Origin of the sequence: Spirillospora sp. NPDC047279, from assembly GCF_040643285.1 — a bacterium.
Classification (GTDB): domain Bacteria; phylum Actinomycetota; class Actinomycetes; order Streptosporangiales; family Streptosporangiaceae; genus Spirillospora.
This window is the reverse complement of the sequence record NZ_JBEYUA010000007.1, coordinates 22,819-34,969: the sequence shown is the minus strand read 5'-3', so window position 1 is coordinate 34,969 and position 12,151 is coordinate 22,819. Positions and strand designations below refer to the sequence as shown.

At 74.0% G+C, this 12,151-nt stretch carries 15 protein-coding genes; 2 read left to right on the top strand and 13 right to left on the bottom strand.

Translation table 11 applies throughout. From position 1 onward, the window contains the following. Positions 1–24: 24 nt before the first annotated feature. The 13 genes from ABZ810_RS18925 to ABZ810_RS18865 form a co-directional block, all read right to left on the bottom strand. Entirely contained in the window at positions 25–807 is a 783-nt protein-coding gene (locus ABZ810_RS18925) for a phytanoyl-CoA dioxygenase family protein (RefSeq protein WP_358404526.1), read from the bottom strand. Between the two features lie 45 nt (positions 808–852). After that, the gene (locus ABZ810_RS18920) at positions 853–1,449 is read right to left on the bottom strand and encodes an A24 family peptidase (protein WP_358404524.1); all 597 of its coding nucleotides are present in this window, start codon (positions 1,447–1,449) and stop codon (positions 853–855) included. A gap of 10 nt (positions 1,450–1,459) precedes the next feature. Next, on the bottom strand, positions 1,460–2,167 hold the full coding sequence (locus ABZ810_RS18915) for an SseB family protein (protein ID WP_358404521.1): 708 nt from the start codon (positions 2,165–2,167) through the stop codon (positions 1,460–1,462). Between the two features lie 69 nt (positions 2,168–2,236). Further along, positions 2,237–3,343: a ring-opening amidohydrolase gene (locus ABZ810_RS18910; protein WP_358404520.1), complete on the bottom strand. Its 1,107-nt coding sequence runs from the start codon at positions 3,341–3,343 to the stop codon at positions 2,237–2,239. Positions 3,344–3,349: 6 nt separating this feature from the next. Further along, entirely contained in the window at positions 3,350–4,300 is a 951-nt protein-coding gene (locus tag ABZ810_RS18905) for a carbamate kinase (protein ID WP_358404517.1), read from the bottom strand. 112 nt (positions 4,301–4,412) lie between these two features. Then, positions 4,413–4,658: a hypothetical protein gene (locus tag ABZ810_RS18900; protein ID WP_358404514.1), complete on the bottom strand. Its 246-nt coding sequence runs from the start codon at positions 4,656–4,658 to the stop codon at positions 4,413–4,415. Next, on the bottom strand, positions 4,655–4,921 hold the full coding sequence (locus ABZ810_RS18895; protein WP_358404511.1) for a hypothetical protein: 267 nt from the start codon (positions 4,919–4,921) through the stop codon (positions 4,655–4,657). Before ABZ810_RS18895 ends, ABZ810_RS18900 begins: the two co-directional genes overlap by 4 nt. A gap of 245 nt (positions 4,922–5,166) precedes the next feature. Continuing rightward, entirely contained in the window at positions 5,167–6,330 is a 1,164-nt protein-coding gene (locus ABZ810_RS18890; RefSeq protein WP_358404509.1) for a pyridoxal phosphate-dependent aminotransferase, read from the bottom strand. Between the two features lie 29 nt (positions 6,331–6,359). Next, positions 6,360–6,965, bottom strand: a complete 606-nt coding sequence (locus tag ABZ810_RS18885) for a response regulator transcription factor (protein WP_358404506.1) — start codon at positions 6,963–6,965, stop codon at positions 6,360–6,362. Further along, a complete protein-coding gene (locus tag ABZ810_RS18880) occupies positions 6,962–8,197 on the bottom strand; it encodes a histidine kinase (RefSeq protein ID WP_358404504.1) in 1,236 nt (411 codons plus the stop codon). The genes ABZ810_RS18885 and ABZ810_RS18880 overlap by 4 nt, the downstream gene beginning before the upstream one ends. Before the next feature lie 54 nt (positions 8,198–8,251). Next, positions 8,252–9,046, bottom strand: a complete 795-nt coding sequence (locus ABZ810_RS18875) for an ABC transporter permease (protein ID WP_358404501.1) — start codon at positions 9,044–9,046, stop codon at positions 8,252–8,254. Continuing rightward, the gene (locus ABZ810_RS18870; protein WP_358404498.1) at positions 9,043–9,978 is read right to left on the bottom strand and encodes an ABC transporter ATP-binding protein; all 936 of its coding nucleotides are present in this window, start codon (positions 9,976–9,978) and stop codon (positions 9,043–9,045) included. The genes ABZ810_RS18875 and ABZ810_RS18870 overlap by 4 nt, the downstream gene beginning before the upstream one ends. A gap of 67 nt (positions 9,979–10,045) precedes the next feature. Then, entirely contained in the window at positions 10,046–10,783 is a 738-nt protein-coding gene (locus tag ABZ810_RS18865) for a hypothetical protein (RefSeq protein WP_358404495.1), read from the bottom strand. A gap of 88 nt (positions 10,784–10,871) precedes the next feature. On the opposite strand from ABZ810_RS18865, the gene ABZ810_RS18860 reads away from it, so the two are divergent. Both ABZ810_RS18860 and ABZ810_RS18855 read left to right on the top strand, forming a co-directional pair. Continuing rightward, entirely contained in the window at positions 10,872–11,684 is an 813-nt protein-coding gene (locus ABZ810_RS18860) for a carbon-nitrogen hydrolase family protein (protein ID WP_358404492.1), read from the top strand. Continuing rightward, on the top strand, positions 11,681–12,112 hold the full coding sequence (locus ABZ810_RS18855) for a Fur family transcriptional regulator (protein WP_358404489.1): 432 nt from the start codon (positions 11,681–11,683) through the stop codon (positions 12,110–12,112). The genes ABZ810_RS18860 and ABZ810_RS18855 overlap by 4 nt, the downstream gene beginning before the upstream one ends. Positions 12,113–12,151 lie beyond the last annotated feature (39 nt).

The window sequence follows — 12,151 nt, the reverse complement described above, 5'->3', positions numbered from 1 at the left end:
CGGCGGTCACCACGCGGCGCGTGGTCACCGCCCGAGACCTCGCCGGATCGCCACCTCGACGGGCGTGTACGCCCCGTCGGCCCGGTCGAGCGTCAGCTCGGCGTCCCCGGCGGGCTGCAGCGGCGGCTGCGCCATGAAGCGCGGCTCGGTGCCGTGGTGCGGCTGCGCCGCGTGGACGAGGAACGGGTGGCAGAGATAGACGTCGCCGGCCCGGCCCGTGGCGTACGCGACCGGCCGGTGCTCGCTGGCGGGGACCGCCCGCTCCGCCAGGTCCATGAACGCCAGGCCCGCGTCGCCCGCGGGCTCCAGGATCGGCGGGACGTCCAGGTGCGAGCCGACCCGGACGCGGGTGGGCGCGTCGTCAGTGCCCACGTCCGAGAAGAGGAAGAGCAGGAGCAGCCTGCGCCCCTTGGACGCGAGGTTGGCCCGGTAGCTCATGTAGTCGAACGGATCATCTCCCGGGAAGCTCGCCTCCACGTGCCAGCCGTCGTCGCCCGGCTCGTCGTCGCTGGGGAAACGTACCGGGAAGCTGCCCAGGCTCCCGCGCCGCGCCCAGCGCCCGGCGCCGACGAGCCGGTCGAACGCGGAGTGCAGGGCGGGCGTGTTGGCGGCCTCGCGGAAGGGTTCCTGGGCGTAGTCGCCGAGGCGCACCACCGGGTTCGTCCACGTCGAGCGGTCGTCGGGGTCGGCTCCGGTGTCCCGCCAGAGGATCTCCCGGCACGCGGCCACCAGGTCCGGTGGCACGGCCTCCTCGATCCGGACGAAGCCGTCCCGGACGAAGCCCTCCACCTGCGCGTCATCGAGCATGAACCCCAGCATGTCCAGGGGCGGCCGGTCACGGCCAACCATTTTTCACGCGTGGACGAGAACGGCGATCAGGGTGCCGAGCAGCATGAACGGGCCGTACGGGAGCTCCGAGCCGCGCCCGGCCCGCCGGGTGACCAGCAACGCGACGGCGACGAGCCCGCCGGTCACGAACGTGGCGAAGACGCCGAGCAGCCACGCGTCCGCCCCCAGCCACCCCAGGTAGAGGCCCAGGACGCCGGCGAGCTTGACGTCGCCGAGCCCGATCGCGCTGGGCAGCAGGAACCACTGGACCGCGAACAGCGCCCACAACGCCGCCATCCCGATGAGCGCGTGCACGAGGCGGGCGCCGCCGTCGCCGGTGAACGGCGCGGCGGCGGCGAGCAGCACCGCCCCGATCGCGTACGACGGAAGGGTCAGCGGATCGGGCAGGCGCTTGAGCGCGACGTCCACGACGGCCAGGGCGACGCCGACCACGCCGAGGTAGAGGAACGCGGGAAGCGCGGCGTGCGGCCCGACCCGCCAGGTCAGCAGGGCGATCATCACCGCGCAGCCGAACGCGGTGCCGATCGGCCGCGCCCGCAGCGGCTCGGTCCAGTCGGCCCGGGGCGACCAGGCCGTGGGCGCCGCGGCGGAAGCCTCCACGGAAGGGACCCTAACGGCTGACGCCGCCGCGCATGACGTTGAGCTCGACACCGCCGACGATCCGGCCGCGCAGCAGCTCGGCGAGCCGGTCGGAGACGCGCTGGACGGTCACCCGCTCGTCGTGGCCGGGCACCACCGCGAAGCGGATGGCGAGCTCGGCGCCGACGCCGCGGGTCGCCCTGACGCCGCTGACGCTCGGATCGGAGCCGAACGCGGCCTCGATCGCGGCGAGCACCTCGGGGTCCTCGTGCGGCGGCGGGATCGGCCGGCCCTCGGCCAGCAGGTGCAGCCGCAGCCCGTCGACGGCGAACGGGACCGGTCCCGCCACGTCGACCACCAGCGCGTGGGCGCCCTCGTCGAGGGCGGCCAGGCAGGCCTGCCGCGCGTGCACCGCGACGGGACGGGCGTCGGGCCGCCAGGCCTTCATCGCCTCCACCGAGGTGAAGCCGAGCACGCCGCGGCGGCCGTCCTCACCGACCAGGGTGGGCAGGGCCATGTCGCTGGACTTCTCGCGGCGGAGCTCGCCCGGCGCGACCGCCTCCTCCTCGGTGAGCACGGCCACGACCGGCACCAGCAGGCGCGAGTCGTACAGCTCATCGAGCACGGCGTGCTCACCGACGCGCCCGGCCGAGTATCCGGCGAGCGCCTCGGCCAGCCTCGGGTCGGCGCTGCCGTCGTCGGCGGGGAACTGAGGTTCGGGAATGGTCTTACCGGACACGGCCACGAGGCTATAACCTCCGGCGACCGCACAGGGTACTTACTTCAATACTCTCCGATATCTGAGATGTCAGCCCAGGTCGGCGATGGCCGCGACGGTGCCGCCGCCGGACGGGCCCTGATGCACGGCGGCGACCGAAACGAAGACCGCCGGGTCGCCGGTGACCGACGCCGCGACGCCGCCGACGCAGGCCTTGATCTGGCGGTGCCAGTGCACGTCGGAGTCGTCGAGCATGATGTTGCGGCGGCCCCGGACCGAGCCGCTCGGGTCGGCCTCGCACTTGATGAAGACGTTGACGAGCCGGTCGCCGAGATCGTCCGGACGCGGCCGGTCGGGCAGCTCCAGGCCGGCCGAGCGGATCGCGTCCCAGATGCCGTCGGCGTCCAGTGCGTCCTTCATCACACCGTGCCCGGCGCGGTAGCGTCCGCCGATGCCGCGCACGTTGCCGACGACCACGATCTGGGCGCGGTCGAGCTCCACACCGGACGAGCAGGACGCGACCGAGGAGTAGAGCGAGAGGTCCTTGTGGATCTGGCCGGCGGACGGCTCCTCGATCTCGCCGAGCGCCACCGCGATGCCGAGCGCGGTGGTGGAGTTGGAGATGTCCATCGACTTGAGCGTGTCCTCGGTGACGACGTCCCGGCCGCGGCGCTTGGCGTCGTTGATCGTGTCGAGGGTGAGCAGCGGCGTCTTGGTCTGGACGTAGTGCACGTCGGCGGGGTCGTCGATGCCGGCGATCTTCATGGCCTCGCGCACCCCCGCGGCGACCTTGCCGACCATCGCGGGGCGGCCGATGTCCTCGGGCAGGATGATGTCGCTCATCGCGACCCCGACCGACAGCCGCGGCTCGTCGGAGGCGGGCACGGTGGCCGGGTCGGCGGTGGCGAAGACGGTCGCGTGCGGGCTCAGCACGCCGTCGGTGCCGCCCGACCAGACCAGCGGGATCGCCTTGACCTCCGCCTCGGTGCGGGTGCCCCGGGCGAGCAGCACCTCGCGGAACGCCCGGTCGGCGATGATGCGCGTGTAGTCGTTGACGCCGCCGTTGCCCTCGGTCTTGCCGACCACGGCCAGCACCCGGTCCGCGTCGAGCACGCCGTCGTCGATCAGGCGGGCCAGCCCGGCGGCGTCGGTCACGCTCTCGATGGGGATCTTGCGGACTTCGATCGGATCGGGCACGTCGGGTCACTCCTCGCGTTCGATGATGGTTCCGGCCTTGCCCTCGACCGCCTCGCCGATCCGGTCGAGCGAGGTGATCGCGGCGCGCCGCCCGCCGCCGTCGACGAAGCGGAGCACGGCCTCCACCTTGGGTCCCATGCTGCCGCCCGCGAAATGCCCGGCGGCGGCGAGGGTGCGCAGCTCGCCCGAGGTCGTGCGGTGCAGGGGACGTTCGGCGGGCGTGCCGTAGCCCGACATCACGTGCTCGACGTCGGTGGCGATGACCATGATCTCAGCGCCCAGCCGCCGTGCGAGCGACGCCGCCGCCAGGTCCTTGTCGACGACGGCCTCCACGCCGTGCAGCGCCCCGTCGCGCCGGACGACCGGCACTCCCCCGCCGCCCGCGGCGACCACCACGTGCCCGGCGGCCACCAGCACGGCGGCGGCCTCGGCGTCCAGGATCTCCAGCGGGTCGGGCGAGGCGACCACCCGGCGCCAGCCGCGTTCGCCGAACGACTTCCACGACTGGCCGAGGGCCGTGAACCGCTCGGCCTCCGCCGCCGGGAAGTAGCGCCCGATCGGCTTGACCGGGTCGGCGAACCCGCGGTCGGCGGCGTCGACCAGGGTGCGGGTGACGACGGCGGCGACCGGCCGGGACACGCCGCGTGCCGCCAGCGCGCGCTCCAGCGCGTTCATGACGAGCACGCCGACGGTGGCCTGGGTCTGCGCGCCGCACCAGTCCAGGGGCACGGGCGGCACCACGTGCGCGGCCAGCTGATTCTTGATGAGCAGGTTGCCGACCTGCGGGCCGTTGCCGTGCGTCAGCGCGACCTGGGCGCCGGCCGCGACGAGGTCGGCGACGTGCTCCATCGCCGCCGCGACCGCGGCCTTCTGGGCGTCCGGGGTGGCGCTCCCGTCGGGCGCGGTCATCGCGTTGCCGCCGAGCGCGATCAGAACCCGGCCGGTATGCCTGCTCACGGGGGCGACGCTATGCCACGCGACGGCCGGTGCTCATGGGCGGAATCCGCCCAAGCGGCACCGGCCGTTCGGCAACTCTGGCCCGATTGCCCGGCGTCCCGGCCCGGTCCGGTCAGAGGTGGGCGTCGAGGCCGTCGACCCAGCCCATGACCTCGTACACCATCGACAGGCCGGGCTTGCCGTGCGCGCCGGTCCCGCCCGACTCGTACGCCAGGAGCCGCGCGGTGCCCGGGTCGATGATCAGCCGCTCGTCCGGGCCTGGCATGACGTCCTTGCCGAGCGCGAGCACGACCCCGGTGCGGCCGGCCTGGTCCCTCCCCCGGCCGAGGGACTTCACGCCCTCGAGGCCGGCGATCACCCGGAGGAGCCGTCCTTCCGGTCGGCCGCGACGATGACGCCGCCCGTGGCGCAGGCCGCGGCGGTGAGCCCGGCGGCGAGCACGAGGGGCATCGTCCGGCGCCTGCGCGCCCGCGCGGGCGCGGCCCGCAGGGAACGGGTGAGGTCGTCCGCGCGGCGCCGGCGGTGGGCGTCCTCGGCCAGCTCGTCGAGGACGGCGGGCTTCAGTGCCTGGAAGGCCTTCTCGGGATCGGTCGTGGGCGGCATGGTCGCTCCGGGGTTCATCGGGCCGCCTCCGGGGCGGCCTGGGCGTGCGCGGGGCGCGAAGCGGCGGCGGGGCCGTTCTCCAGCGCCTTGGTGAGGCGTTTGCGGGAGCGCGTACGCCAGCACGCGCCGGTAGTTCTCGTCGTAAAGCCTCGTGAACCGTGATTCGGGGTCATCCACGAAGGCCCTCCGCTCCGGGGGGTCGGGATCAGTGACGTGAGGAAGTCCCTCGGGGATCCCGCCGTTTACACGCCCCCCGGAAAAGATCAGCCGAGCCGGCGCAGCCGTTCCGCCGCCTCGTCGATGACCTCGTCCTTCTTGCAGAACGCGAACCGCACGAAGTGCGCGCCGGCCTCGGCGTGGTCGTAGAAGACCTGGGTCGGGACGGCCACGACGCCGACCTTCTCGGGCAGCGCGCGGGCCAGCTCCATGCCGTCGGTGAAGCCGAGCGGCCGGATGTCGGCCTGCACGAAGTAGGTGCCCTGCGGCCGGTACGTGGTGAAGCCCGCCGCCTCCAGGCCGGTGATCAGGCGGTCGCGCTTGGACTCCAGCGAGGCGCGCAGGTCCTCGACCCACGGCAGCTCGTTGCGCAGCGCGTAGGCGGTCGCGCGCTGCCAGGGGCCGCCCACCGCGTACGTCGTGAACTGCTTGACGGTCTGGACGGCGCGCACGTACTCGGCGGGCGCGGTGACCCAGCCGGTCTTCCAGCCGGTGACCGAGAACGTCTTGCCGGTCGAGGAGACCGACACGGTGCGCTCGCGCATGCCCTCCAGCGTGGCCAGCGCGATGTGCTCGGCGCCGTCGAACGTCAGGTACTCGTACACCTCGTCGGTGATCGCGATCAGGTCGTGCTCGCGGCAGACGGCGGCGATGGCCTCCATCTCGGCGCGGGTGAAGACGGTGCCGGCCGGGTTGTGCGGCGAGTTGACCAGGATCGCGCGGGTCCGCGGCCCCACCGCGGCGCGCAGCTCGTCCGGGTCGAAGGTGAAGCGGCCCTCGACCGGGCGCAGCGTCACCGGCCGCCGCTCGGCACCGGCGAGCGCGATGGTCGCCGCGTACGAGTCGTAGTAGGGCTCGAAGACGATGACCTCGTCGCCGGGGCCGGTCAGCGCCAGCACGGCCGCCGAGATGCCCTCGGTGGCGCCGACGGTGACGTAGACCTCGGTGGCCGGGTCGTACTCCAGGCCGTAGCGGTCGAGCCTCTGGGCGGCGACCGCCTCGCGCAGCTCGGGCACGCCGGGGCCGGGCGGGTACTGGTTGCCGCCGGACCGGATGGCCTCCACCGCCGCGTCGAGCATCGCGGGCGGGCCGTCGGTGTCGGGGAACCCCTGGCCGAGATTGATCGACCCGGTCGCCACGGCCAGCGCGGACATCTCCGCGAAGATCGTGGTGCCGAATCCCTGCATGCGCGGTACGAGCGGATCTGCCACGCGGTCCAGCCTAGCCAGCGGGCCGGGGGTCAGATCCAGCCCATCTCCCGGGCGGCGCGGACGGCGGCCAGGCGGTTGGACTCGCCGAGCTTGGCCATCGCGCTGGACAGGTAGTTGCGGACCGTCCCCTCGGTGAGGTGCAGGAGGGTGGCGATGCGGGACGTCTCGGTGCCGGCGCCGATGAGCCGCAGGATCTCGCGTTCCCGTTCGGTGAGGGGGTTGTCGCCGGCCGCCATCGCGGCGGCGGCGAGCTCGGAGTCGAGGTAGCGGCCGCCCGCGTGGACCTTGCGGATCGCGGCGGCGAGCTCCTCGGTCGGGGCGTCCTTGGCGACGAAGCCGCGCACCCCCGCGGTCATGGCCCGTTGCAGGTAGCCGGGGCGGCCGAAGCTGGTGAGGATGCAGACCGAGCAGCGGGCGGCGGAGCGCCGCAGCTCCTCGGCGACGGTGAGGCCGTCGGCGCCGGGCATGTCGATGTCGAGGACGGCGACGTCCGGGTCGTGCTCGGCGACCGCCGCCGCGACCTCGTCGCCGCGGCCGACCTGGGCGACGACCTCCAGATCGTGCTCCAGCCCGAGCAGGGCCGCGACCGCGCCGCGGATCAGGTGCTCGTCGTCGGCCAGCAGGACGCGGATCACGCCCGGCTCCCGACGGCCGCCCCCGCCTCGCCGGCCTCCGGCGCGTCGGGCTCGTCGGTGACGGGGACGACGACGCGCAGCAGGAAGCCGTCACGGCCGTCACGTTCGGCGGTGAGGTCGCCGCCCACCACGCGGACCCGTTCCGCCAGCCCGGTCAGCCCCGAGCCGCTCCCGCCGTCCGCGCCCTTCGCGCCGTCGTTGACCATCTCCAGCACCACGGACGCACCGTACCGGGTGATCGAGATCCGGCAGTTCCGCGCCTCGCTGTGCTTGATCACGTTGGTGGCGCCCTCGCGGATCACCCAGGCCAGCACGGACCTCACCTCGGGCGGCAGGTCGGGCGGCGGCCCGCCGGTCTCGCAGCGCACCCCGGCCGACTCCAGCACCGAGCGCACCCCCGCCAGCTCGGCGTCCAGCTCGACGGCGCGGTAGCCGCGGACGGCCGCCCGCACCTCGCGCAGGGCCCCGCGGGCGGCGTTGCGCACGTCGGTCATCTCCGCGCGGGCCGCCGCGGGGTCGTTCTCGGTCATCCGCATGGCCAGCTCGCTCTTGACGGCGATGAGGGAGAGGCTGTGGCCGAGCAGGTCGTGCAGGTCGCGGGAGAAGCGCAGCCGTTCCTCGGTGACCGCCAGCCGGGCCTGCGCCTGCCGGGCGGCGTGCGCCTCCTGGTGCAGGTCCCACATGCGCATCTGGTAGCGGTTGACGAACACCGCGAAGGCGCAGGTGAACGAGAAGACGGCGTAGATCGCCGGGATGCCGAGCCAGGGGTTCCGGTCCCCGGGAACGTCATCGGTCAGGACGGTCGCCGCCGTCATCCAGGCGGCGGTGCCCAGGGTCAGGGCGATCAGCCGGGGCATCGACCGGATCGACAGGGCGACGGTGGCCGCCCAGAAGACCGGCATGATCATCCAGGTGGGGTGCGAGAAGACCATCAGGTTGAGCGCGGCGGCGACCGCGCCGGTGAGGACGATGTCCCGCACGGACGCCCGGCCGTTCAGGCCGTCCCGCACCAGCCGGTGGTACCCCCACAGGAACACCGCCAGCCCGGCGAGCGCGAGGATCAGCGGCGCCAGGCCGAACTCCCCGTCGGTGTACTGGCCGAGGGAGCTGAACACCGGGATCACGGCCAGGCTGAAGCCCGCGATGAGGAACGTCCGTGCGGTCACCCGGCGGTACTTCTCGAAGCCCTCGGACGCCCGTTCCTCGAGCTCGGCCGTCGTGCCCATGCTCATCCGGCCCGCACCTCCCCCTTCTCGCCAGGAACCCTACCCAGACCGCGCGGCGCCTCAGGCATGCCGCGGTTCCCACCGGAACCAGCGCCGGGCCGACCAGATCCCCAGGTAGAGCCACACGCCGAAGACGGCGAACGAGCGGGCGCAGGCGGCCCAGGAGTCCAGGAACCCCACGTCCGCGGGCGTCGAGGCCGCGGTGAAGTCCTGACCGAAGTAGCCGGTGCGGATGGTCTCCACGACCGGGGTCAGCGGGAGCGTCCCGGCCGCCTGCTGGACGGCCTCCGGCAGGCCGTCCAGCGGGAACATCACGCCCGATCCCGCCATCGACAGGAACATGATCGGCACCACGGTGAGCTGGGCCATGTCGGCGTTCGGGGTGAGCCCGGAGAGCGCGAACGCCAGCAGCGCGAAGACGGCGGTCCCGGCGGCCAGGCCCGCGGCCATCAGCAGCGGGTTCGCCGGGAACCGCCCGCCCAGGGCCGTGCCGAGCAGCACCAGGAGCACGAGCGCCTGGACCAGGTAGAACGCCCCGGCGACCAGGACGCTCCCGCCGAGCACCTCGGCGTCCGAGAGCATCCCGCCGCGCAGCCGCTTGAGCGTCAGGTCCTCACGGCGCGCGGTGAAGACGCTCACCAGGTTCATGAACACCGCGAAGACCAGGAAGAACGCCAGATAGCCCGTTCCGGTGTAGAGCGCCATGTCCATCCCGGCGGCCTCCTCCCCCTTGAACAGGGCGAGCATCCCGGCGAACAGCACCGGCATGCCCACCACGGTGAAGAGGGCCGTGCGGTTGCGCCAGAGCAGCATCAGGTCGAGCCGGGCGACGGCGAGCATGTTCGGGAGGTTCACGTGACCGCTCCTTCCGTGGCGGTGGTGAGGAAGACGTCCTCGAGCGAGGCGCTGCGCGCCTGCAGCCCGTCGAGGTGGAGTCCGTGGGCGTCGGCCCAGCGCAGCAACTCGTACAGCGACGGCTGGAGGCCGTCGCCCCGGACGCGGTATCCGGCGACGGCGCGGCCGCCCTCGACGGTGATCTCGGCGGCGGCGCCGCCCAGCACCGGCAGGCCGGTGACCGAGAGGCGGTCGGGCACGCGGAAGGTGATCCGGTCGCCCTGGCCGGCGACGACCTCGGCGACCGTGCCGCTCACCTCGACCCGGCCGCGGTGCATGATGGCCAGCCGGTCGGCGAGGTGCTCGGCCTCCTCCAGGTAGTGCGTGGTCAGCATGACGGAGGTGCCGTCGGCGACCAGGTCCCGGACGATGCCCCACGTCGCGTGCCGCGCCTCGGGGTCCATGCCGGTGGTGGGCTCGTCCAGGAAGAGCACCCGGGGCCGCCCGAGCAGGGCGAGCGCGAGGTCGAGCCGCCGCTTCTGGCCGCCCGACAACTGCCGGGTCCGGACGGCGGCCTTGTCGCGCAGGCCGACGAGGTCGAGCACCTCGTCCCGGCCCCTGGCCCCCCGCCCGGCGAAGCGCCGCCACTGGTCGACGGTGTCTGCGACGGTGAGGTCGGCGAAGAAGCCCGCCTCCTGGAGCATGATCCCCAGGAACGGCCGGACGGTCCGGCGGTCGCGGTAGGGATCGGACCCGAGCACCCGCACCCGGCCCCCGTGGGCGGGGCGGAAGCCCTCGAGGGTCTCCAGCGTGGTCGTCTTCCCTGCGCCGTTGGTGCCGAGGAGCGCGAACAGCTCTCCCTCGGCGACCTCGAACGAGACGCCGGCGACCGCCTCGAAGTCCCCGTACCGCTGGCGGAGGCCGTCCACCTCGATGACCTGGTTCGTCTGCATGCCCCCAGCCTCGCGGGGGCGCCGGAACGCGGGTAGAAGCCGCTGTCACCGCTTGCGGACGCGCCTGTCAGCCGGGACGGGTGACACCTGTCATGCCGGCCGGGTCCTCCATCTCGCGGCGGCTGCCGAGCCGGCCGCCCGGGTCGCCCTGGCCGCCCACGTCGATCACCTTCACCTCGGGGGCGAACGCCGCGACGGCCCGCTTGAGCGCCTTCTTGCGCAGGAATCCGTCCTGGACGAACACGAACGCCGCGACGCCGACCCCCTCGGCGGTGTCGCGCACGTCGCCGAGCACCACCTCGACCCGCTCGCGCGTCTCAGGGCCGAGGCCGTCGCCCGACAACACCCGCCGCAGCTTCCGGCGCAGGCCGCGGAAGTCGCCCTCGGCCCCGTGCCTCACCCGGACGCCGACGTACTGCTTGCGGGCGAACTGCGCGCCCGCGCGCGGCCTGTCCCAGAGCACCACGTCCGCCACGTCCTCCCAGGGCACGAACTGCGGCGCCGTCGTCCAGGACCGGCCGGCCAGGAGGACGCCCTCGGCGTTCACCCGGACCATGACGCCGCCGTTGCGCACCGCCCGGCCCAGCCGGAAGTAGGCGCCGAGCGCGCACAGGACGGTGATCAGGACGCCGGTGCCGACGGTCGACAGCGCGGCCCCCGCCCCCTCGTCCAGCAGCCCGCCGTCGGCGGCGAGGACCGCCAGGAGGGGCAGCCAGGTGAGCGCGATCACCAGCATGCCGAACGGCAGCACCGGCCAGTAACGCGCCGTGTAGCTCTTCTTCCGGGTGTCGGTCTTCTCGGCCACCTGAGACTCCCCGCTGCCGCGCCCCCGTCGGGGCGTTACCGTACAAGCCCCGCCAGACCCGATCAACGGGGGACGTACGCTGGGGGGCATGCGCGTAGCCCTGTGCCAGATCACCGTCGGCGACGACCCCGACGACAACCTGCGGACGGCGCTGGACGCCCTCGCGGAGGCTGCCGCCTCACCGGGCGGCGCCGACCTGGCGGTCTTCCCCGAGGCCACCACGGTGCGGTTCGGCAACGACCTGGCCGCCGCGGCCGAGCCCCTGGACGGCCCGTTCGTCACCGCCCTGCGCGGCGCCGCGCGCGAGCACGGCACGGCCGTCATCGCCGGGGTCTTCGAGCCCGCCCCCGGCGGCCGGGTCTACAACACCGTCGTCGGCATCGACCGGACCGGCGCGCTGGCCGGCTCCTACCGCAAGATCCATCTGTTCGACGCGTTCGGCGACCGCGAGTCCGAGGACGTCGCCGCGGGCGACGCGCCGGTGGTGCTCGACCTGGACGGCCTCCGCGTCGGCCTCATCACCTGCTACGACGTGCGGTTCCCCGAGCTCGCCCGCGCCCTGGTCGACCGCGGCGCGGAGATCCTCGCCGTCCCGGCCGCCTGGGCCCAGGGCGTGTTCAAGGAGGAGCACTGGACGACCCTCGTCCGCGCCCGCGCGATCGAGAACACCACCTGGGTCGTCGCCGTCGACAAGGCGCCCGACCGTTCGCGCCCGCCGCGCGGCGCCCCCGGCGGCGTGGGCCGCAGCCAGCTCATCGACCCGATGGGCGTGATCGTGGCCGACCTGGGCCCCTTCCCGGCCGTCCGGGTCGCCGAGCTCGACCCGGCCGCCACCGCGAAGGTCCGCGAGTTCCTGCCGTCCCTCCAGCACCGGCGCCCCGACATCTTCCGGGCTCCGTGACCGCGCCTCCCAAGCCGACCACCGCCGAGGAGCTGCGCGGCGCCGGCCTGCGGGTGACGGCGGCCCGCGTCGCGCTGCTCGAGACCGTCCGGGCGGGTGGCCACCTCGGCGTCGAGGCGATCGCCGGCGGGGTCCGCGAACGGGTCGGCCACATCTCGCTGCAGGCCGTCTACGAGGCCCTGCACGCGCTCACCGCGGCGGGCCTGGTGCGCCGCATCGAGCCGGCCGGCAGCCCGGCCCTGTTCGAGGGGCGCGTCGGCGACAACCACCATCACCTGGTGTGCCGTTCCTGCGGGGCCGTACGGGACGTCGACTGCGCCGCGGGCCATCCGGTCTGCATGGATCCGGTGGACGACGGCGGCTACCTGGTCGACGAGGCCGACGTCACGTTCTGGGGCCTCTGCCCGCGCTGCCGCCCGCAGGGCTGAACCGGCGAACGGGCCGCGAAAGACGAACGTCCGGGCCGG